Origin of the sequence: Psychrobacter sp. 72-O-c (assembly GCF_904846605.1) — a bacterium.
Classification (GTDB): Bacteria; Pseudomonadota; Gammaproteobacteria; order Pseudomonadales; family Moraxellaceae; genus Psychrobacter.
The window spans coordinates 40923-63074 of sequence record NZ_CAJHBI010000006.1 but is presented as its reverse complement, the minus strand read 5'-3'; the positions used below and the strand labels follow the sequence as shown (position 1 = coordinate 63074).

Below are 22152 nucleotides of genomic sequence, written 5' to 3'. Positions count from 1 at the left end.
GGTTTACAATTAAAGCTTTATTTTCAAGTAATTAGAGCCTTGTCCTTAAATAATTAGAGCCTTATTCTTAAACAATCAAAAACTTGTTCTTAACTCATTCTAAGCTTATCAAAAGTCAGCTTATCATTGGTACCGACATCGACCTTGATGATGTCTCCTGCCACAAAATCACCAGACAGCAACTTCAATGATAATGGATTTTCAATCTCTTGTTGAATAGCACGTTTGAGCGGGCGTGCACCATATACAGGATCGTAGCCTACCGCAACCAATTGATTCATTGCCGCATCAGACAGGGCAATGTCCAGCTCTCGCTCTTGCAAACGGCTACGCAAACGATCTATCTGGATATCAGCAATACCCGCCATTTGCTCTTGACCAAGCGCATGGAATACCACAATCTCATCAATCCGGTTGACGAACTCAGGACGGAAATGCTCGCCGACTGAATCCATAACTTCTGCTTTGATATCATCATAGCTTTCGCCCACCATCTCTTGAATCTTGTGCGATCCTAAGTTGCTGGTCATGATGATAACGGTATTTTTGAAATCTACTACCCGACCTTGTGAATCAGTCAAACGCCCATCATCCAATACTTGTAATAAGATATTAAACACATCAGGATGCGCTTTTTCCACCTCATCGAATAGCACAACGCTATAAGGCTTGCGGCGTATCGCTTCAGTCAATGCACCACCTTCTTCATAACCAACATAACCTGGAGGCGCACCCACCAAACGACTGACGCTATGTTTTTCCATGTATTCACTCATATCAATCCGTACCAACGAATCTTCAGAGTCAAACAAGAAGTTAGCCAAAGATTTGGTTAGCTCGGTTTTACCGACCCCCGTTGGCCCAAGGAACAAGAACGATCCTGAAGGACGATTGGGATCGGACAAGCCAGCGCGACTACGACGTACGGCATTAGCTACCGCTTCTACCGCTTCATCTTGACCGATAACGCGCTCATGGAGTTTATCTTCCATCGCTATCAGCTTATCGCGCTCACCTTGCATCATTTTATTAACGGGAATACCGGTTGCTGCACTGACCACTTCAGCAATCTCATTGTCCGTGACTTTGTTACGCAGCAACTTAATATTTGGCGCATCTGCCTGCTCTTTTTGCTCAGCAAGATCCGACTCATGAATACGGCGCTCAAGCTGCGGAATAGTCTCATATTGCAGCTTTGACATTGCTTCATAGTCGCTCTCGCGGCTGGCTTTATCATAAGCCGTACGCGCTTTGTCTAGCTCGTCTTTGAGCTGTTGACTGCCTTTTACTAGTGCTTTTTCCGCTTGCCAAATCTCGTTAAGATCTGCATATTCTTTTTCTAATTCTTCGATTTGCGCATTTAAGGCTTTACGCTCAGCTACCGCACCGGCATCTTCTTCATTTTTCAGCACTTCACGCTGCATTTTTAATTGAATCAGACGGCTATCAAGCTTACCTAAGGATTCAGGTTTACTGTCCATCTCCATCCGTAGACGACTTGCAGCCTCATCTATTAAGTCAATCGCTTTATCAGGAAGCTTACGGTCAGTGATATAGCGATGACTCATGCGCGCAGCGGCAATGATGGCGCTATCTTGAATATCAACACCATGATGTAGCTCATAACGCTCTTTTAAACCACGTAAGATTGCAATGGTATCCTCAACCGTTGGCTCATCAACCAGTACCTTTTGAAAGCGGCGCTCAAGAGCCGCATCTTTTTCGATATATTTGCGATATTCATCTAAGGTAGTCGCGCCAACGCAGTGTAGCTCACCGCGAGCCAGCGCAGGTTTGAGCATATTACCGGCATCCATCGCGCCGTCTGCTTTACCTGCTCCAACCAAGGTATGCAGCTCATCAATAAACAAGATGACATTGCCTTCTTGCTTCGATAAGTCACTAAGTACACTTTTCAGGCGTTCTTCAAACTCACCACGGAACTTCGCCCCAGCAATCAGTGAGCCTAAATCTAAGGACAATACTTCTTTATGACGCAGACCTTCTGGCACATCGCCATTGATGATTTTTTGCGCTAAACCTTCAACAATTGCGGTTTTACCAACACCCGGCTCGCCAATCAGTACTGGGTTATTCTTGGTACGGCGCGATAGCACTTGAATAGTACGGCGTATCTCTTCATCACGGCCAATTACTGGATCAAGCTTGCCGAGTTCCGCCTGTTCAGTGAGATTGATCGTATATTTATTTAACGCATCACGCTGATCTTCCGCGTTTTGGTTATTAACCGTTTCATCACCGCGTAGCTGTTCAATCACTGTTTTTAATTTAGCTGCTGTAACCCCGGCACTTTCAAATATTTTTTTGGTTTCACCTTGCTCAGCTAACGCTAAAATCACCCATTCAGTCGCGATAAAATCATCGCCTTCTTTTTGTGCTTGGCGATCGGCCAGGTTTAATATTTTTACTGAATTTGGATTTAGGTTTACATCGCCCGTTGGCTCAGAAATAGTTGCTTGATTATCGAGCGCTTTCGCAACACCGTTTTTTATTGCTGGAATAGACGCACCGGCTTGCTGACAGATCGACAAGTTAGCCTCATCTTGTAGCAAAATCGCAAGCAAATGTACCGGATCTATACCAGTATGATCGCGCCCCAATGCCAAGCTTTGCGCTTCCTGAATAGCGGTTTGCAGTTTTTGCGTGAACTTCTCGAATCTCATCTTTGTATCCTTTTATAATTAGTATGGATTAATCTATTGAGTAGCGGGTTTTATAAGTTTTTGACGATGCCGCTTACTGTTAGTTATTACTGATATGTGGGAGTTTTGGTAAGATTTCAACTAATAAATGAGTCGTACTGATAATAAATATTTACTTATTAGTATGAGTAGGAAATATAATTAAATTACGATGTGCTAATTATAAACCTACTAGCTGTTGATCATAAACCCTACCAATAGTAATGATATCAATCATACAGTATTAATGGATGTTTAAGAAAAGAATTTCAAGAGAAAAAAGTGAGGTATAGTTGAATTTAGATGGGTTTGATACTTAAACAAGCACGATGATTAGATGGGTTCGATAACAAAAAGCGAGGTTAACGTTATAGCATATCTATATGGATTTAACTCTATATTTAGAATCAGGATGAGGAAGCAATATTTTATGAATGCCGTTCTATCAACACGTTTAATAGTGATAATAAAGCAAAAAGAAAATCTATCTACACGTTTTATCTACACTTGCTACCTACAAATTATTCGATGATTTCAATCGCTGTGCCAATCTCTACCGCCTCCATAATCTGGTCCATCTCATCATCGGTAACGGCGATACAACCATCAGTCCAGTCGCGTTGTTGGGTAACCGATGCTAGATGACCGAAGCCATTCTTCTGCCCATGAATCATAATATCACCACCCGCACTGACACCTAGCTTCTTAGCGTGCGCTTTGTCAGCTGCGTTAGGATAACTGATATGAATAGAGCGATAAAATTTGGATTTTTCATTTTTATAATCTAGCTTATAAGAACCTACTGGCGTACGCTCGTCACCTTGTTGTTGCTTATGACCTGTCGGGCTATCACCTAGTGCGATATGATAAGAGGTAATCACCTTATCATCACTTAATAACTGCACAGTACGTTCGGACTTATCGACCAAGACTTTATCAATAACCACAGTATTAGGAATAGTCTGTGCATTATTGGCAGTTAAAGGAGAATGTTTTACATAAGCTATTGCTGTTGTACTAACGACTGCGCTAACAACCAGCCCAATGGACATCATTAGCCAATGGAAATTCTTACCAGCACTGGGACGAAAAAAAAACACAGGCTTTGATCCTTATAACTGATTTTTAAGGGGAGTTAGTTTTATATCGCTGAAACCAGATACCTAAAACAATAAAAAAAACTCTGTTACGGTACAAATAGCACAGTAACAGAGTCTAAGGTTGGTATCTATTTATCTAGACTAGCCTAAACCATCCGAATAGCACCATCTAAGCGAATTACTTCACCGTTTAAATAGCTGTTATCGATAATATGGGTCACCAGTTTAGCAAACTCACTGGGTTCGCCCAAACGCTTAGGATAAGGTACACCCGCTTCTAACTGCTCGCGTGCTTTTTCAGGAATACTATCCATCATTGGAGTGGCAAATACCCCCGGGGCAATAGTCATTACCCGAATACCATGACGTGCCAGCTCGCGCGCTAATGGTAGCATCAGTCCTACCACCCCAGCTTTAGAAGACGCATAACTACCTTGACCTACTTGACCATCAAAGGCGGCAACGGAGGCAGTGTTAATAATAATTCCTTGATCGACGTTCTTTTCTGTATCACCAGCCTCTTTTGCTGCTGCAACACGGCGCGCGATACTAGCAGCGACTAAGCGGGCAACGTTAAAAGAGCCAACAAGGTTAATATTAACCCCGCGACTAAAGGCATCTAGGTCAGCTGGATTGTTATCGCGATCTAGCAACTTCTGTACCACAGCAATACCCGCGCAGTTGATGGACCCTTGTAAGCCACCAAAAGCTTGCTCCACTAAGCTGACGGCAGCTTGTACTTCTTCGCCACTAGTAACATCACAGCGGATAAAGCGTACGTTATCTCCTAGCTCGTCTACCAATGCTTGCCCAGCTGATTCATTTAAATCAGCGATGACCACATTGCCACCCTGTTCATTAATACCACGAACAACTGCTTCGCCCAATCCTGACGCGCCGCCAGTAACTAAAAAACTATTTTCTTGAATTTGCATAATTATTCCTTAACGACTTATCGTTTAATATTTTTATTGATTTTCTATTCTCAACAACTTTATTATAAAAATCTCTATTTCAAAACAATGCTATTTAGTACAAAGTATCCATACGCAGCAGATGTTATTCAGCGGATAAACTACGTAGCAAAAAGCGCTGAATTTTGCCACTTGGGGTCTTTGGTAGCTCTTTGATAAATTCAACTTCACGCGGATAAGCATGTGCCGATAGACGTTCGCGTACTAAATCCTTGATTTGCTGGGCAAGCTCGTCACTACCATTGATGCCGTCTTTGAGCACCACATAAGACTTAATCGTATTCCCACGTACCTCATCAGGTATGCCTACCGCTGCGGACTCTGCGACAGCCTCATGTTCTAATACGGTATTTTCGACATCGGTTGGACCCACTCGGTAGCCGGCAGTCATGATAATGTCATCATCGCGCCCTGAGAACCAATAGCTACCATCAGTATGACGTTCAACCACGTCTCCGGTCAGGTAATAATCATCGGAGAAGGCCTGTTTTTCATTCCAGCTATAGCCACGGAAATAGAACGCTGGCGATTGACTAACTACTACGGCCAGTTGCCCTTGCTCGCCATCAGGTAATACTTGCATGTCATCATCTAATATCACTAGCGTATGGCCTGGCAGCGCCATGCCCATAGAGCCTACTGGTCGTTCATGCTCTAGCCCATGATGCTCACAGCAAGTCATGCCGGTCTCTGTCTGTCCATACTGATCACAGACCTTACAACCCAAATGACTCTCAACCCAGCCGACGACTTCAGTATTCAAAGTCTCACCTGCTGAGTTGGCACAGCGTAACGATAGTTTGTTGTCGCTCTCACCAGAAGTATCTGTAGATAACTCTTCAAATACCCCACTGGATTTCATCATGCGAAAAGCCGTTGGCGATGAAGCAAGATTGGTAATCTTATGACGAACCATAAAGTCACGAGTATTAGTCGCATCAAAGCCAGCTTCATTAAAGTAAGTCGTCACACCCAGTAATAATGGCCCTGTGATAGCGTAATACAGACCATACGCCCAGCCAGGATCCGCCATGTTCCAATAATTATCAGTATCGTGCAGATCAATCGCATAACGCATGTATAAGTAGAATGCTGGCAAGGCAGCCAACGGCACACACACGCCTTTAGATTTACCCACCGTCCCTGAAGTAAACATCTGTAAAAACGACGCGTCGGTATCTAACTGTACTGGCGCTATTTTTTGCGGTTGTTTGTTCATTATCTGGGTATAATTATCATCACCCCAAGTCTGGCTATCGGCTTCGCTACCAACCATTACCATCCTAGTCTGCTGTGCTAAATCTTTAAACTTGCTACGATTTTCTTGATTGGTAAAGACCACTTTAGTCTCTGCTTTATCCATCCGGTATTTGATGGAATCATAACCAAAAGCGGTGAATAGTGGCTGATATATCGCGCCAAGTCGCCATGTCGCTAGTACAACCACTAGTAGCTCAGGCGTTCTGGGCAGCATAGTCGCAACCCTATCTCCCGCCTGCACGCCATAAGACTGTAATAAATTAGCCACTTGCGCGCTAGCAGTATCCAGCTCACCGAAACTCATACGTGTGGTTTTGCCAGCAGTATCTTCATGCACTAAGGCAATATTGTCTGCGCGGCCATCGCGCACGTGACGGCCACAGCAGGCCATATAAGCATTGAGTCGGTCGTCTGGATGGGCACCAAAAATTTCTCCTAATAACGAATTCATATCGAAGTTATTATAATAATCCGCATGGCTTATTGGTTTTTTTGAGGTGTGGGTAGTAGACAAGGTTGAAGGGGTCATGAGCTAATCCTTTAGCAATAAAGTTTGAACTGGTAAGGTAGAACAGTCATAAAAATAGGTTATACCATATATAGAATTTTGGCATATTTTATTTAAACTTACTTATTAATAACGTAGTTTAATCGTTATTTCAATACATAACGTATCATTTTTTAGGTTATTAATGCAACAATTAACCGACTATCAGCTATTATTGCAACGCGCTTAAGAATTCCAACAAGGCCTTTTCTTCGCAGCGTTGATGATTTTTAGTGCGGCCACGACGAGCTTGTTTATAAGTTTCAAAGAAATGACCGGCCAAGAACTGCTCAATAATGACCGGATGAATATAACAAGAACGGCAAACACTCGGCGTATTGCCCAGCTCATCCGCGACGTTTTTTACCATTTCTGTGACCAATGTCTGACGGACGCGACTGTCTGGTTCGCTCGCCAATATCTCATTCCCTTCTAACCCTGTCAGCTCATCATATAAATAGCTGGCCGCCAACACACTTGCCATCCACGTGCGAAAGTCCTTAGCACTATATAAATTACCACTACAGCTGTCATTACTGTCGCAGGTATGTTCACGCAGATAGTTATTGATATCAGTGCTATCCACCACTTGTTTGTCACCATGCTCATCTAAATATTTAAAAACCTGATAGCCTGGTAACTCAGAACAGGCTTGTACAATGTCAATTAAGCGCTCGTCTTGCAATTCAATATGATGAGATTTGGTACTTTTACCGACAAAGTCAAAGGCCAGTCCATTATCGATTTCACTGACATGCTTGCTTCGTAAGGTGCTGAGCCCATAGCTTTTGTTAAGCTTAGCGTAGCGACTATTGCCTACGCGAATCAAAGTGGTCTCTAGTAATTTGACCACAGCCGCTAATACGTTAGCACGCGATAAAGGCGCAGCGTCCAAATCCTGCTCAATCTGCGCGCGCAAAGCGGGTAGCGCCTCTGCAAAGCCTATCATGGCATCAAATTTGGCTTGATCACGTACCGTATCCCATAGTGGATGATATAAATACTGCTTACGTACCTTGTCATCACGGCTAGTAGATTGCAGATGACCATTATCATCGATGCAAATCCATACCTCTGACCACATCGGCGGAATCACCAACGCATCAAAACGCTGACGTAAAGCTTTGTCTTTTACCGTATTACCAGCGGCATCGCGATAAGTAAAGCCACGCCATGCCGACGACGCTCGTAACCGGGCTCATCATCTCTGGCGTAACGTAGATTGGCAAGGCGAGCTAAGTGCTCATAGTCATGGCGCACATCTTCTGTTGTTTGCTTAGTGATTTTAGCCATAAAATAATGCGCCTTTGTAGAAAATAGTTGCGACAAAAAGAACTATCAAATCAGGGCTTAAGCATAGTTAATTACCACTTTTTTTGCTGTTTGTTTGCGACCTATAAAATGTAATTCTATGTAAAATCTAGCTTATCAAAGCACTGCAAGTCCTATATTCTAATACATAACCTAAAATTTACTAACCATTAAAAATGAGCAAAATATGACAAATAACCCTTCTATACAAATAATGCCACTAGCCAGTTCTGACTATGAAGCTTGGTTAAGTTTATGGCGGAACTATCTGAAGTTTTATCAGACCTCTTTGCCACGAAGCACTACGGAAATTGCATGGCGCAACTTACTAGATAGCAGTGTGCCTATCTATGGATTTGGTGCGTGGAAAGACGACACTCTGGTAGGCATCACCCATGTGGTGCTACATCCTAATACTTGGAATAGTACCGAATGTTGCTACTTGGAGGACTTGTATGTCGATGAATCGGTTCGTGGACAAGGCATTGGCTGTGCATTGATTGAGAATGTTTATGACTTTGCCAACAAGAAAAATTGCAATCGTGTTTATTGGACCACTCAAGAAGGTAATACAACGGCTCGCACACTTTATGACAAACTAGCGACCAAGACCGATAGGGTGCAATACCGAAATAATCTATAATTTGGGGTCCTTGTATATAGAATGTAGATTATAACAGCTCTAAAAAAAACGCCAAGCGCAGAACGTTTGGCGTTATATAGTTATAAAATAGTCTTACTTTGAGAAGCTTCTATTTACCATAAACACATAAGTAAGCGGTTTCTACCTCAACTTTAACGTTGAACTTTTTATTGGCTTCAACGGTAAACTGTTGACCAGCATCAAAGGTTTGCCATTCGTTACTCTCTGGCAGCTTAACCGTCAATGCACCGCTAATCACACTCATAGTCTCAAATTCGCTAGTATCAAATTCATACTCGCCAATGGACATAACGCCAACGGTGGCAGGCTTAGTCGCGGTTTGAAAGGCAATCGAAGTTACTTTATCATCAAAATAATTATTAACGCTTAGCATAATTTTTCCTTAAGTAGGTTTAATTTAATGTAGTCAGGAGAGACTCAAGTAAAGCTGTATTTGCGCGCGTCTAGTAAAAATTTTCTCGCGTGCTGTGCGACTGCGTCACTCCAGAGGCTTCGAAAATTTCTCCTAGTCACACGCTATTCGTTTTAAAGTGGATCAATACTATCATCTTTAAAATGATTTGATAGTTAATGACTCAATACTTACAGCCCAGCTTTTAGACTGGCTTCAATAAATTGGTCAAGGTCGCCATCTAGCACCGCGCCAGTGTTAAAGGTCTCAACGCCAGTACGCAAATCTTTAATGCGTGAATCATCAAGCACGTATGAGCGAATTTGACTGCCCCAACCGACATCAGACTTACCATCCTCGACCGCTTGCTGCTTCTCCATACGCTTTTGCATTTCTAACTCATATAACTTAGCACGTAGCATCTTCATAGCCGTCGCCTTGTTACCGTGCTGGCTACGCTCATTTTGACAGGTAACGACGACACCAGTAGGCTCATGAGTAATACGCACAGCAGAATCGGTAGTATTCACATGCTGACCGCCTGCGCCGGACGAGCGGTAGGTGTCTATACGCAAATCTGCTGGGTTGACGTCGATATCGATGTCATCATCAATCTCAGGTGACACAAAGATAGCGGCAAACGAGGTATGACGACCATTATTACTATCAAATGGCGACTTACGAACCAATCGATGCACCCCAATTTCAGTGCGTAGCCAGCCAAAAGCATAATCGCCTTTAATGGCGATGGTCGCCGACTTAATACCAGCAACCCCACCTGAGGATACCTCAATCACATCAACCTTAAAGTCATGGGCTTCCGCCCAGCGCGTATACATGCGTAGCAGCATCTCTGCCCAGTCTTGCGCTTCGGTGCCGCCACTGCCCGACTGTACATCTAAGTAGCAATTATTGGGATCCATCTCTCCGCTAAACATGCGACGGAACTCTAAATCAGCCACCCGCTTCTCAGCAGTATCGAGTTCTGCTTGTACATCTGCTAGCAACGACTCATCATCAGCCTCTACCGCTAGCTCCAACATCGCTGTGGCGTCTTCTAATATAGTTTCCAGTGACACTACCACGTCAATCACGCCATCAAGATAGCTTTTTTCTTTATTAATCTTAGTCGCACGCTCAGGGTCATTCCATAGCTCGGGATTCTCTAATTCTAAATTGACTTCTTCTAAGCGTTCTTGCTTGCCATCAAAGTCAAAGATACCTCCGTAAATCCTGTCCACGCTCGGCGAGGTCTTTGATTGTTTCTTGATACTGGTTGATTTCCATAAAGGTTCCTATAGATACATTTGATAATGGTTATCGTAATAGTGAGTGGTTACAAACGACTTGGTCTATATAGTAATATTTCAAACCTAGTTAAAGACGAGCGTGTCGCTAAAATTTATTTTTCCCAAACTAAATTGACCAATCTTCTACTGCCCAGCGATGCGCTAATGCGTGAGCATGTAAGGCATCATCAGGTGACACGCAAATCGCCACATCCGCCCATTCAAGTAGCGGAATATCATTCTTAGAGTCTGAATAAGCATAAGTTTTGTTAAAATTAATACCGGCTACTTGCTGTTTATTAATCCACTTATCTAAATGATAGATTTTACCTTCTTTAAAGTTAGGCTTATCGGTTAATTTTCCGGTATAACGCTCATCTTTAATCTCAAGAGGTGTGGCTAAGACATTGGCCTCTTCCACACCGAAACGCTTGGCAATAGCGGATACGACAAAGTCATTGGTTGCAGAGATGATCACCACATCGTGACCCTGCTCAATGTGCTGACACAATACTTCCATTGCCTTTGGCCGGATATGTGGCTCAATCTCAACCTTAATATAGTCTTCCCGCAACTCATGTAGGCGATCTAGCGGTAGAGTAGTCAAAAACTGTGCTACAAACTCATTATATTCAGTCGCATCCAGCGTACCTTCAATATATTGCTCATAAAAAGCTTGGTTGGCTGTCCGGTACTGCGCCTCATCTACCAGCTCGTTATTAACGATATATTCGCCCCATAGATAATCACTGTCGACATCGAGCAAGGTATGGTCTAAATCAAACAGCGCTAAGATGCGCGGCTCATTTTTTGCGTTAGCAGCTGGTGTAGCAGTATTGGTAGCAATAATAGGACTGGTGGCAGACGTACTCATATGGCAAATCTCGTTGATTATGAATAATAAGGATTATGATTGTTAAGGCTGAGTTATTCTGGCTGTTCGATTTCTTTCAGGCCATTTTTGAACTTCTGGCAACGGGCAGCGTAATGTAGGGCAGATTCTTTGATCATGCCTGCTTGCTCATCGGTCAAGGTTTTAACCACTTTCGCAGGTGCACCCATTACCAGTGAATTATCTGGAATCTTTTTGCCTTCAGTAACCAAGGCTTTGGCACCAATGATGCAATTTTTGCCGATTTTAACATTGTTTAGCACCACCGCCCCAATACCAATCAAGCTATTGTCACCGACTTCGCAGCCGTGCAGCATCGCCAAATGACCAATAGTGACATAGTTACCAATTTTGACTTCGATACCTTCGTCGGTATGAATGACACTGTTTTCTTGCACGTTACTGTAGTCGCCAATATGGATACGCTCATTGTCACCGCGAATCACCGCGCCAAACCAAACGCTGGCTTGATGGCCTAAATAAACATCTCCGATAACGCATGCTGTATCAGCAACCCAACCGTTGAAAGGGACGGCAAATTCAGGTACTTTGTCTAAATATTGATAAATCATGGTCTGTCCTTAGTAATTGTCAATAAGCGGTGTTTGTTATAGTCGATCCAATTTAAAAACAATATAGTGTTACTAAGATGAATTTTTTGCCGGCTCGAAACACGCTCGCGAACAGCAAGCTAGAAAAATTTATATCAGTAACAGGTTGTTATAAACGACTCTCATTTATTTTGAACTGAGTATATAAACACTAGTATAAGCTTTATAGTACAATCGCCCAAATATAACTATCCTTAGGAATAAAGCAATGATCGGCAAAAAATATGCACCTATACTGTTATTGTCGAGCAGCTTGGTTGTGGCTAGTCCTACTTATGCAGCCAATACCTCTGATATTGAAAAAGCAGGCGATATTGTTGCGCTGGCCATACCTGCCATTGCTTATGGTAGCACGCATTATATGGATGATGAGTCTGGTCGGAAGCAATTTTATCAATCATTCGCCACCAATCTTGCGGCAACCTATGTACTAAAATCAACTATTGATAAAGAGCGACCCAATGGTAGCGATGATAAATCATTTCCATCACGCCATGCATCCGTAGCCTTTCAAGGTGCCAGCTTTATTCACAAACGCTACGGATTAGAATATAGTGTTCCCGCTTATATTGGCGCAGGTTTTGTGGCATATAGTAGAGTAGAGACAGACGAACACGATGTAACTGATGTTTTGGCAGGTGCTGCCTTGGGTATTGCCAGTAGTATGTATTTAACCAAAAATTATAATAATCAATTGTATATCGCTACAACGTTATCTCCAGATTATTATGGTCTATCGGTACATTATCAATTTAAGTAATTCAGCTTTAGTGGCTTAATTTTAATGATTTAATTTTAGCGCCTTGGTTTTAGGGGCTTAGATATAATTAAACCCACTCTTAATTTTACATACTTGTCGCTATCTTCTAATTCATGGCCGTCAACTCCGCAAAATCGGCTGGCTATTTTTGCACTTATTGTATATAATGCGCAAAATCTGTGCCTAAGCGAGCGGACATGATGCGATTTACTCATTCACTATCTAGTGGGTTTTGTAGTTCTCATTGATAATGTCTTCTCGCTTTTTTGTGGAAAAAATTTGCCTTTAGCTCTTTTTTTGTTCTCATTTAGCAGCAGTTAAAGAGATATAAATAGCGATTAATATTGAGCAACTAGAGGCAGCTACTTTATCCTGCAAATTATAATAGCACTCATCAAACACAGCGGAGGCAACCCTTGAATTCATCGGTAGAACTACAAGCAATTTTGGCACTAGCAGACGGTACGATTTTTCGCGGTGTGAGTATCGGTAGTGAAGGTCATCGTGTTGGTGAGGTGGTATTCAATACAGCCATGACAGGCTATCAAGAGATCCTCACTGACCCCAGCTACGCGCGTCAATTGGTTACCTTAACCTACCCACACATCGGTAACACTGGCACCAATAGCGAGGACATGGAGTCTGGTAATGGTCATGAGATTTGGGCAGAAGGCCTAATCATTCGTGATTCTACTATGGTCACCTCTAGCTTCCGTAACTCTGAATCACTTACCGACTATTTACAACGCCACGATACGGTCGCTATCGCTGAGATTGATACTCGCCAGCTCACCCGTTTACTACGTGACAAAGGGGCACAGCACGGCTGTATCATGACCGCCTCTGATGGCGAGACCATCAGCACTGATGACGAACAACAAGCCATTAAATTGGCGCAAGAATTTTCTGGCTTGGTCGGAATGGATTTAGCAAAAGAATGCTGTAATCCTGACGGTTTTGAATGGACAGCAGGTACATGGGAATTATCAGATACTCTACTTAACCGTGATGTAGCGGGTAGCCATGATAGCGGTACCGGTGGTTTTTTCAAACAGCTCGGCACTCATATTGAGTCAAAATATAACGTGGTCGCTTATGACTTTGGTAGCAAAACCAATATTCTACGTATGCTCGTCGACCGTGGTTGTCACGTCACCGTTGTCCCTGCGCAAACCCCTATTGCAGATGTGCTAGCAATGAACCCAGACGGTATCTTCTTATCAAACGGCCCTGGTGACCCAGCGGCTTGCGATTATGCGATTGATAGCGTCCGTCATATTATTGAACAGACTGATATTCCAACCTTTGGTATTTGTTTGGGTCATCAACTTATCGGTCTTGCCAGCGGCGCGAATACCATTAAAATGAAAACTGGACATCATGGTGCTAACCATCCCGTACAAGATTTAGCGACTGGTACAGTGATGATTACCAGTCAAAATCATGGTTTTGCAGTTGATGAAGATACCTTGCCTGATAATGTAAAAGCTACCCATCGCTCATTATTTGATGCTACCAACCAAGGTATTGAGCTGACTAACAAGCCCGTATTTAGCTTCCAAGGTCACCCAGAAGCCAGCCCCGGTCCGCATGATTGCGCACCCTTGTTTGATAAGTTTGCTGAGATGATGGAAAAGGCTAAAACTGAGCACGCTTAAGGCATTAATACAAAAGCAGTCAGCGACAAACAACCTCAACTATTAGCAATATACCAGTATTAATAGTAGACAAGGCGCTAAGAGCAATCAGTGCGCCTAAAGTCGCAATAAATAAAAAGTCAACGTACACCTCAATTAAAATATCACTTAAACGAAGGTAGCCCTAATTATGCCAAAACGTACCGACATAAAAAGCATTCTTATCATTGGCGCAGGCCCTATCGTCATCGGGCAAGCGTGCGAATTTGACTACTCAGGTGCACAGGCGTGTAAAGCGCTGAAGGAAGAGGGCTACCGCGTCATTTTGGTTAACTCCAACCCTGCAACCATCATGACTGACCCAGCAATGGCTGATGCCACTTATATTGAACCGATTACTTGGCAAACGGTTGAGCAAATCATTGCTAAAGAACGTCCTGATGCCATCTTGCCAACGATGGGCGGGCAAACGGCACTGAACTGCGCATTAGAATTAGACAAGCATGGTGTCTTAACCAAGTATAATTGTGAGCTGATTGGCGCGACCAAAGATTCAATTGAGATGGCAGAAGACCGCAACTTATTTGATAAAGCCATGAAGCGTATTGGCCTAGAATGTCCACGCGCTGAAACCGCTGAAACCATGGAAGAAGCATTCATAACCCAAGAAAAAATGGGCTATCCGTGTATCATTCGTCCGTCATTTACCATGGGCGGTTCAGGCGGTGGTATCGCTTACAACCGCGATGAATTTATCGAGATTTGTGAGCGCGGTTTTGATTTATCGCCGAACCATCAATTGCTCATTGATGAGTCCTTGATTGGTTGGAAAGAGTACGAGACAGAGGTCGTTCGTGATAAAAATGACAATTGCATCATCGTATGTACGATTGAAAACTTTGATCCAATGGGCGTCCATACAGGTGATTCAATAACGGTCGCGCCAGCACAAACCTTGACTGATAAAGAATACCAAATCATGCGTAACGCCTCGCTCGCAGTATTGCGTGAAATTGGAGTTGAAACGGGCGGCTCCAATGTGCAATTCGGTATCAACCCTGAAACCGGTCGTATGGTCGTTATCGAGATGAACCCACGGGTCTCACGCTCATCAGCGCTTGCTTCAAAAGCGACTGGCTTCCCCATTGCCAAAATTGCAGCCAAACTAGCCGTCGGCTATACGCTCGATGAATTGCAAAATGACATTACTGGTGGCAAAACCCCAGCTAGCTTTGAGCCTGCGCTTGATTATGTGGTCACTAAGATTCCACGCTTTAACTTTGAAAAGTTCCCACAAGCGGACAATATTTTATCAACGCAAATGAAATCAGTTGGTGAAGTAATGGCTATCGGCCGTAACTTTCAAGAGTCGATGCAAAAAGCCCTACGCGGTTTAGAGACAGGCGCAGATGGTTTTGATGAGCAAATCGACTTTGCTGCTATAAAGGAAGGCACGCTTAGCGCTGATAAAGCACGCTCTGAGATTACCAATCGTCTGACCATTCCGACTCCTGAACGCATTTTTTATATCGCTGATGCTTTCCGTATTGGTATGAGCGTTGATGACGTCTTTAAATTTACCAATATCGACCCGTGGTTCTTGGTACAGATTGAAGATATTGTCAAAACTGAAGCTACTGTCAAAGCGCTTGGCTTCGGTGGTTTAACTGAGAAGAACTTGCGTAGTTTTAAACGTAAAGGGTTATCAGACTTACGTTTGGCCAAACTGCTGGGTATATCACAAAAGCAACTGCGTACCAAACGTTGGGACTTGGGCATTTATCCAGTCTATAAGCGCGTAGATACTTGTGCGGCAGAATTTGAGACCAGCACCGCCTACATGTACTCTACTTATGATAGCGAGTGTGAATCGAATCCGACTGACAAGAAAAAAATCATGGTCATTGGTGGCGGTCCCAACCGTATCGGCCAAGGTATTGAATTTGACTATTGCTGTGTGCACGCCGCGCTAGCAATGCGCGAAGATGGCTACGAGACTATCATGGTCAACTGTAACCCTGAAACCGTCTCAACCGATTATGACATCTCAGACCGCCTCTATTTTGAGCCAATTACCTTAGAAGACGTGCTCGAGATTGTCCGTATTGAGCAGCCCGATGGCGTTATCGTACAGTTCGGTGGGCAAACGCCGTTGAAACTGGCCCGTGCGCTTGAATCTGCTGGCGTAAAAATTATTGGTACTAGCCCTGATGCGATTGACCGCGCTGAAGACCGTGAACGCTTCCAGCATATGATACAGCAGTTGAATCTTATCCAACCAACCAATGCCTTAGCAACTAGTTTAGAGGATGGTTTGGTAAAAGCCAAAGACGTTGGCTACCCATTGGTTGTCCGCCCGTCATATGTCCTCGGTGGTCGCGCCATGGAAATCGTCTATAATGAAGATGAACTAAGACATTACCTACGTACAGCAGTACAAGCATCAAACGAAGCGCCCGTATTGCTCGACCGCTTCTTAGATGATGCTATCGAAGTCGATGTTGATTGTGTCTGCGACGGCACCGATGTGGTGATTGGCGGTATCATGCAGCATATCGAACAAGCCGGCGTCCACTCTGGTGACTCAGCCTGCTCACTACCGCCCTACTCGCTATCAGATGAATTATGTGATGTGATGCGCGCTCAAACCGTGGCTATGGCTAAAGAGCTCGGCGTCATTGGACTTATGAACGTCCAGTTTGCAGTCAAAGGCGAAACGGTTTACATCTTAGAAGTCAATCCACGTGCTGCCCGTACGGTACCTTTTGTCTCTAAATGCATCGGTACTTCATTAGCAAAAGTTGCCGCACGCTGTATGGCTGGCACCTCATTAAAAGATCAGGGTTTTACGACAGAAATCGTCCCTTCATTCTTTGCAGTAAAAGAAGCAGTCTTCCCGTTTGCTAAATTCCCTGGTGTCGATCCTATCTTGAGCCCTGAGATGAAATCAACCGGTGAAGTGATGGGTGTGGGTAAAACCTTTGGCGAAGCTTTTTACAAAGCCGTTATCGGTAGTAATGAGCGCTTACCTGGCTTGCCAACCGAAGGCGAAACCAAGACTGTCTTCATTTCAGTTCGTGATAGCGATAAAGCGCAAATTGCACCTATCGCCCGTCAGCTTGCAGACTTTGGCTTTAACATTGTGGCGACTACTGGTACCCAAAAAGTGTTGGCTGAAAACGGTATTGAGTGTAAGCAAATTAACAAAGTCACTGAAGGACGTCCACATATTGTTGATGCCTTAAAAAACGGTAAAATCGATTTAATCATCAATACCACCGAAGGCAAGCAAGCGCAAGAGGATTCATTCTCTATCCGCCGTAGCGCTCTTCAAGGTAAAGTGTTCTATGTCACTACTTTAGGGGCAGCCGACGCGGTTTGTAAATCTTATGCTATCGACTTACCATTTGAGGTCTATAAACTACAAGATTTGCATGAGCAAGCAAAGACAGTTGACGCGGCTGAATAAATTCAGTAAATTAAGCATAACCGTAAGGCTTGCTGAAAAGCTTACTAGAGACTAGTTAGTCGTTTTAAAATAACAGTACTATATTTAAAAAGCGATATATTTGAAAAAAGCGATGTTTTTAATAAAGTAATAAATACAAAAAGCATAGTGGCTTACCTGCGACTATGCTTTTTAATACTTAAGCTTAACGCCACCCTTTTTATATTTCAAACCCATTATAATAACGCCAACACCATCTCATTATGAGGTGGTGTGATGTTATTGGTTTAAGGAAAAAATATGCAACGTTATCCTATGACTCCGCAAGGACATGCAGCCTTAGAAGCCGAGTTAAAACAGTTAAAAAATATCGATCGCCCTCGCATCACCGCCTCTATTGCTGAAGCGCGTGAACATGGTGACTTAAAAGAAAACGCTGAATATCATGCTGCTCGCGAGCAGCAAGGATTTTGTGAAGCGCGTATCCGCGACATCGAAGCCAAACTTGGCGGTGCCCAAGTGATAGATATCGCCACCTTACCGAAAGAAGGTCGGATAGTGTTTGGCGTTACCGTGATCATTGAAAACATGGATACCGAAGAAGAAAAGCGCTATCAAATCGTAGGTGATGACGAGGCGGATTTTAAAGGTGGTAAAATCTCTGTTAACTCACCTATTGCCCGTGGTCTGATTGGTAAATATAAAGGCGATGAAGCGCGTATCGAAACCCCAAGAGGCGTGGTCGAGTATGAAGTTATGGAAGTGATTTACGGATAGGTTAACGGTGAGTTATAGCTTCTTTAAGCGTTCTATTTGATTAATATAAATTGCCCAACAACGCAATGCATAGCTCAAAAGTTCATGAGTTACACAATGCTGCTTTTCTACTGGTTTTGTTTTGGCGCATAATCGCTTGAGTTTAGAGTGTTAAGCGTCTTGTGAATGATGATGGAGTGTTAGCTGTCATCAAACTTGATTCCCTCGTTATTTGACATGGTCTGCATTGTCATTTGACGGGGGTTTTGCTTATCTATGCATTATTTATCATTATCTTAGAGGAGTCTGTTATGACCATGAAACGTAATCAATCAGTATCACTTCCCATTGTCAAAAAAACATCCAACACCACTGCCATGGCAAGCGTTCTGACTGGCTTGTTGTTGGCGGCTTCTACAGTGAATGCAGCCTCTGAAATTACTATTAACCAGTCTAATACCGGTAGCACCACTGTGGTTGAGCAGTACTCTGATGGTCAAGTTGCCACTATTACGGCAACGCCTACTGGCATCTCCATGCAAAATGGTATGCCATTTTCGGTTACCCAAGTGACAAACCTACCTCGTTATACCATAAATCAAGGGTCGACTACCGTCACCTCGCTACCAGTCAATACGATACCGGTGACCAATCAAATGACTCAAGTGGGCGTTGTCACTACCCCTGTGAACACGATAGCTCAAGTGCTGCCTGTCACGACTATCAATACGCCGACAGTGATTACTCAAGCAGCGACTAATCAAGCAGTCACTGTTACGTCTTTGGAAACCTTACAGCTGACGCCAACCTTTAGTACACCTGACATTGTTAGTGCCAATACTAAAATTATGAAAAACAGCGCTGGACGTGATATTGCCGTTCCGGCCAATCATATCGCGCCGGGTGATGTCATCGAATACCACACCACCTATACCAATACCACTGCTCAACCGGTGAATGATCTGAACGCGATGGTATCTTTACCTAACGGCGTCAAGCTGTTGTCTTTAAACAGCTCACTACCAACGCTCGCTACCACTGGTGGCGACAGCTATCAGATGATCAGCCAAGTTGGAAACGCTGCCGTGATTCAAGAGAGCTACTCTGGATTGAAATGGAACCTGGTTAACCTTCCTTCTAATGCACCTCAGACCGTAGTAATACGCGCCAAAGTCCAATAAATAACCAGTGCAGCTTTTTTTATAAGATTCTTATACATAAGAATCTTACACATTTAAATTCTTAAAAGGTCTTGATGATTCAAGGCCTTTTTTTGTGGACAAGAATATTTTTTTGCTCTTAAAGTCTTTTATTCTGACGTTCTGACAACCTTCTCTAGACGACAACCGTTGTCGTATTGTTTTCTTAATTCTTCTATATTTACAATGACTTACCTACACATTTGTTAAAATAAACGTTCATCAATTAATTGGTAAACTCCCAGTTATGGCAACGATCAATTATGAACGACTACAAGGCAAACTCAATATCTTAGCGGATGCCGCTAAGTATGATGTCTCTTGCTCCTCCTCCGCTGGTACTCGTAAGAACCAAGGTGGCGGTCTGGGTGATGCGTCACAGTCAGGCATTTGTCACAGCTATACCGAAGATGGACGCTGTGTCAGTTTGCTTAAAATCCTACTTACCAATCACTGTATTTATGATTGTGCTTACTGTACTTCTAGAAAAAGCAATGACACACCGCGCGCGGCATTTAGTGTCGAAGAAGTGGTTGATTTGACCATGCAGTTTTATCGTCGTAACTATATCGAAGGTTTATTTTTAAGCTCCGGTATCTTTAAAAGTGGCGATTATACGATGGAGCGACTGATCGAGGTCGCAAAGATATTACGTACCCGTGAGCGCTTTAATGGTTACATTCATCTAAAAACCATCCCTGGTGCCTCGAAAGAGTTATTACTAGAGGCTGGACTGTATGCGGATCGCTTAAGCGTCAATATTGAAATACCCACCAAATCTGGCCTTGCTTTACTGGCGCCAGAAAAGTCGCATGAACAATTGAAAGCGCCGATGGAAACCGTAAAAGAAGAAATTATCACTATCCGTGAAAGCCGCAAAACCCATAAAAAAGTGCCCAAATTTGTACCAGCAGGCCAAACCAGCCAGATGATCGTAGGTGCCAGTAACGAGACGGATCTACAAGTGATTCAGCTATCGAGTCACTTTTATAAGCAGTATGATCTCAAACGTGTTTATTATTCAGGCTATGTGCCGATGCTGTCCGATAGCCGCTTGCCAGCCATTGGTACGCCAGTACCGATGGTACGTGAGAACCGATTATATCAAGCCGATTGGTTAATGCGCTTTTATGGGTTTGGCGCCCATGAAATCCTTGAACCTGAATCGCCATTTTTGGACTTAGACTGTGACCCAAAGCTTGCATGGGCGATTCGTCATCGTGAGCATTTCCCTGTTAATATTCAGACGGCCTCTTACGAGATGATCGTACGTATTCCGGGAATCGGTACCAAAACGGCGAAAAAAATATTGAAAGCGCGCAAGTTTAATCAGCTGACTTTATATCATTTGAAAAAGATGGGTGCGGCAGTAAACCGTGCTAAATATTTTATCGCTACTACGGGTAAAAACGAACATCTTGCCCACCTGACTCGGGATAACTTTCGTCAGTACGTGCTTGCTCAAACGCAGACTAAATTTAAAGATCAGCGCAGTGGTCAATTGGCATTGTTTTAATCATGACTTGTTTTGCGCCTTTACCTGCTATGCGAAGTTAAGTGTGTACCCCTCTTATTTAATGCTGACTATAGAGAATATTTAAAACTATTTTAGGGTGAGTCATGTTACAACTTACTGAAAACGCCAATTACCCTATTGGTCATTTAATGCCTAGTATCGTGCTCTATAAGCCGAGCTTTGAAGGGTGGCTCAGCGCGGTATTTTATGTCTATGCCAATAAACTGCAACATAATACAGCGTTACAGCTAACGGCTCATGACTGCTACGTACCCTCATTAATAGATCATGCCATTAGCGTTGTAACTGAGGCAGACAAAGCGCAAAGGGTACTGGTTAAGCTTAATAAGCTTATCGGGCGCTCTGGTATGAGGCAAATTTTATGGGGTTTTTTGTCCGAAAAGGACAATATCGGTACGACCTTATTTCACGTGGTAAAATACGCTATCGACTATCCTGATCGACTGGTTATGGAAGATTTGGGTCACCTAGATGTCTTAGAATTAGCGCAAACTGTGAAGTCTGTTGGGCGAGAGAAACACCGGATGGAAGCCTTTGTACGCTTTGAACATACGACTGATGATATTTACTTTGCGCGCGTTGAGCCTGACTTTAATGTTTTGCCGCTCATTGGAGAGCACTTCCGTCAGCGCTATCAGGACCAGCACTGGGCTATTTATGATCTTAGCCGTGGCTACGGTATTTATTACGACAAAAGCCAAAGCACGCCATCGCGTCCTGCTGCCTTGCAAACCATCACTGACCTCGATGATATTGTACTACGCAATCCCGCCAGCATTCACAGTATGGATGAGCAGCGCTATCAGCAGTTTTGGCAAGGTTATTTTACCAATGTTAATATCAAAGAGCGTAAAAACCCGCGTTTGCATAGACAGTATCTACCGCAGCGATACTGGAAGTATTTAAGCGAAAAACAAATCCTGCCTAATGCTGAGCATCTACAAAAAAAGCGTTAATTTTACAACCGTCATCCTTATAACTATTTGTAACGTCTAATCCGTCTTCAAGGTTGAGTTTTACCGGCTTTTACCTGACAATAGCCCCTTGATATCGTTAAATGGTGACCACCAAGAT

18 protein-coding genes are annotated in these 22152 nt (G+C 43.4%); 8 read left to right on the top strand and 10 right to left on the bottom strand.

All coding sequences use genetic code 11. The annotated features are described in order from the left end of the window. Positions 1-89 precede the first annotated feature (89 nt). The 6 genes from clpB to JMX97_RS13750 all read right to left on the bottom strand — a co-directional run bounded on the left by clpB (position 90) and on the right by JMX97_RS13750 (position 7876). On the bottom strand, positions 90-2684 hold the full coding sequence (gene clpB, locus JMX97_RS03205; RefSeq protein WP_201555372.1) for an ATP-dependent chaperone ClpB: 2595 nt from the start codon (positions 2682-2684) through the stop codon (positions 90-92). Positions 2685-3223: 539 nt separating this feature from the next. Continuing rightward, positions 3224-3802, bottom strand: coding sequence for a L,D-transpeptidase family protein (locus JMX97_RS03200; RefSeq protein WP_201555370.1), 579 nt, complete (start codon positions 3800-3802; stop codon positions 3224-3226). A 146-nt stretch (positions 3803-3948) separates the two neighbouring features. Then, a complete protein-coding gene (locus JMX97_RS03195) occupies positions 3949-4737 on the bottom strand; it encodes an SDR family NAD(P)-dependent oxidoreductase (protein WP_201555368.1) in 789 nt (262 codons plus the stop codon). Between the two features lie 124 nt (positions 4738-4861). Next, positions 4862-6565, bottom strand: a complete 1704-nt coding sequence (locus JMX97_RS03190) for an AMP-binding protein (RefSeq protein WP_201555359.1) — start codon at positions 6563-6565, stop codon at positions 4862-4864. A gap of 190 nt (positions 6566-6755) precedes the next feature. Beyond that, positions 6756-7532, bottom strand: a complete 777-nt coding sequence (locus JMX97_RS03185; protein WP_413786386.1) for a DNA topoisomerase IB — start codon at positions 7530-7532, stop codon at positions 6756-6758. Between the two features lie 182 nt (positions 7533-7714). Further along, a complete protein-coding gene (locus JMX97_RS13750) occupies positions 7715-7876 on the bottom strand; it encodes a hypothetical protein (protein WP_227671436.1) in 162 nt (53 codons plus the stop codon). 205 nt (positions 7877-8081) lie between these two features. On the opposite strand from JMX97_RS13750, the gene JMX97_RS03180 reads away from it, so the two are divergent. Then, the gene (locus JMX97_RS03180; protein ID WP_201555357.1) at positions 8082-8537 is read left to right on the top strand and encodes a GNAT family N-acetyltransferase; all 456 of its coding nucleotides are present in this window, start codon (positions 8082-8084) and stop codon (positions 8535-8537) included. 109 nt (positions 8538-8646) lie between these two features. Here JMX97_RS03180 and JMX97_RS03175 read toward each other — a convergent pair whose 3' ends face one another. The 4 genes from JMX97_RS03175 to JMX97_RS03160 all read right to left on the bottom strand — a co-directional run bounded on the left by JMX97_RS03175 (position 8647) and on the right by JMX97_RS03160 (position 11702). Beyond that, a complete protein-coding gene (locus JMX97_RS03175) occupies positions 8647-8931 on the bottom strand; it encodes a pyrimidine/purine nucleoside phosphorylase (RefSeq protein ID WP_201555355.1) in 285 nt (94 codons plus the stop codon). A gap of 209 nt (positions 8932-9140) precedes the next feature. Next, positions 9141-10236, bottom strand: a protein-coding gene (prfB, locus tag JMX97_RS03170) for a peptide chain release factor 2 (RefSeq protein ID WP_201555353.1) whose coding sequence is annotated in 2 segments (ribosomal slippage) — positions 9141-10163 and positions 10165-10236 — 1095 coding nt in all. Because the reading frame shifts where the segments join, the coding sequence is not laid out codon by codon here. A gap of 129 nt (positions 10237-10365) precedes the next feature. Continuing rightward, positions 10366-11112 carry an HAD family hydrolase gene (locus tag JMX97_RS03165; RefSeq protein WP_227671437.1) on the bottom strand — a complete coding sequence of 249 codons (747 nt, stop codon included), beginning with the start codon at positions 11110-11112 and terminating at the stop codon, positions 10366-10368. 53 nt (positions 11113-11165) lie between these two features. Next, positions 11166-11702, bottom strand: a complete 537-nt coding sequence (locus JMX97_RS03160; RefSeq protein WP_201555351.1) for a gamma carbonic anhydrase family protein — start codon at positions 11700-11702, stop codon at positions 11166-11168. Between the two features lie 247 nt (positions 11703-11949). On the opposite strand from JMX97_RS03160, the gene JMX97_RS03155 reads away from it, so the two are divergent. The 7 genes from JMX97_RS03155 (at position 11950) to JMX97_RS03125 (ending at position 22034) form a co-directional block, all read left to right on the top strand. Next, a complete protein-coding gene (locus JMX97_RS03155) occupies positions 11950-12501 on the top strand; it encodes a phosphatase PAP2 family protein (protein WP_201555349.1) in 552 nt (183 codons plus the stop codon). A gap of 416 nt (positions 12502-12917) precedes the next feature. Next, the gene (carA, locus tag JMX97_RS03150) at positions 12918-14159 is read left to right on the top strand and encodes a glutamine-hydrolyzing carbamoyl-phosphate synthase small subunit (protein ID WP_201555347.1); all 1242 of its coding nucleotides are present in this window, start codon (positions 12918-12920) and stop codon (positions 14157-14159) included. 169 nt (positions 14160-14328) lie between these two features. Further along, a complete protein-coding gene (gene carB / locus JMX97_RS03145) occupies positions 14329-17607 on the top strand; it encodes a carbamoyl-phosphate synthase large subunit (protein ID WP_201555339.1) in 3279 nt (1092 codons plus the stop codon). 279 nt (positions 17608-17886) lie between these two features. Continuing rightward, the gene (gene greA, locus JMX97_RS03140) at positions 17887-18363 is read left to right on the top strand and encodes a transcription elongation factor GreA (protein ID WP_201555330.1); all 477 of its coding nucleotides are present in this window, start codon (positions 17887-17889) and stop codon (positions 18361-18363) included. Between the two features lie 290 nt (positions 18364-18653). Continuing rightward, positions 18654-19523 (top strand): hypothetical protein, encoded by an 870-nt coding sequence (locus tag JMX97_RS03135; protein ID WP_201555328.1) that lies wholly within the window; start codon positions 18654-18656, stop codon positions 19521-19523. A gap of 265 nt (positions 19524-19788) precedes the next feature. Further along, on the top strand, positions 19789-21057 hold the full coding sequence (locus JMX97_RS03130; protein ID WP_201555326.1) for a putative DNA modification/repair radical SAM protein: 1269 nt from the start codon (positions 19789-19791) through the stop codon (positions 21055-21057). Between the two features lie 104 nt (positions 21058-21161). Beyond that, positions 21162-22034 carry a TIGR03915 family putative DNA repair protein gene (locus JMX97_RS03125; RefSeq protein WP_201555324.1) on the top strand — a complete coding sequence of 291 codons (873 nt, stop codon included), beginning with the start codon at positions 21162-21164 and terminating at the stop codon, positions 22032-22034. Positions 22035-22152: the final 118 nt, after the last annotated feature.

Excerpts from the sequence above, each read along its gene's own strand:
- clpB (WP_201555372.1), bottom strand. The coding sequence starts at position 2,684 with ATGAGATTCGAGAAGTTCACGCAAAAACTGCAAACCGCTATTCAGGAA.
- JMX97_RS03195 (WP_201555368.1), bottom strand. The coding sequence starts at position 4,737 with ATGCAAATTCAAGAAAATAGTTTTTTAGTTACTGGCGGCGCGTCAGGA.
- JMX97_RS03190 (WP_201555359.1), bottom strand. The coding sequence starts at position 6,565 with ATGACCCCTTCAACCTTGTCTACTACCCACACCTCAAAAAAACCAATA.
- JMX97_RS03185 (WP_413786386.1), bottom strand. The coding sequence starts at position 7,532 with ATGATAGGCTTTGCAGAGGCGCTACCCGCTTTGCGCGCGCAGATTGAG.
- JMX97_RS13750 (WP_227671436.1), bottom strand. The coding sequence starts at position 7,876 with ATGGCTAAAATCACTAAGCAAACAACAGAAGATGTGCGCCATGACTAT.
- JMX97_RS03180 (WP_201555357.1), top strand. The coding sequence starts at position 8,082 with ATGACAAATAACCCTTCTATACAAATAATGCCACTAGCCAGTTCTGAC.
- JMX97_RS03175 (WP_201555355.1), bottom strand. The coding sequence starts at position 8,931 with ATGCTAAGCGTTAATAATTATTTTGATGATAAAGTAACTTCGATTGCC.
- JMX97_RS03165 (WP_227671437.1), bottom strand. The coding sequence starts at position 11,112 with ATGAGTACGTCTGCCACCAGTCCTATTATTGCTACCAATACTGCTACA.
- JMX97_RS03160 (WP_201555351.1), bottom strand. The coding sequence starts at position 11,702 with ATGATTTATCAATATTTAGACAAAGTACCTGAATTTGCCGTCCCTTTC.
- JMX97_RS03155 (WP_201555349.1), top strand. The coding sequence starts at position 11,950 with ATGATCGGCAAAAAATATGCACCTATACTGTTATTGTCGAGCAGCTTG.
- carB (WP_201555339.1), top strand. The coding sequence starts at position 14,329 with ATGCCAAAACGTACCGACATAAAAAGCATTCTTATCATTGGCGCAGGC.
- greA (WP_201555330.1), top strand. The coding sequence starts at position 17,887 with ATGCAACGTTATCCTATGACTCCGCAAGGACATGCAGCCTTAGAAGCC.
- JMX97_RS03135 (WP_201555328.1), top strand. The coding sequence starts at position 18,654 with ATGACCATGAAACGTAATCAATCAGTATCACTTCCCATTGTCAAAAAA.
- JMX97_RS03130 (WP_201555326.1), top strand. The coding sequence starts at position 19,789 with ATGGCAACGATCAATTATGAACGACTACAAGGCAAACTCAATATCTTA.
- JMX97_RS03125 (WP_201555324.1), top strand. The coding sequence starts at position 21,162 with ATGTTACAACTTACTGAAAACGCCAATTACCCTATTGGTCATTTAATG.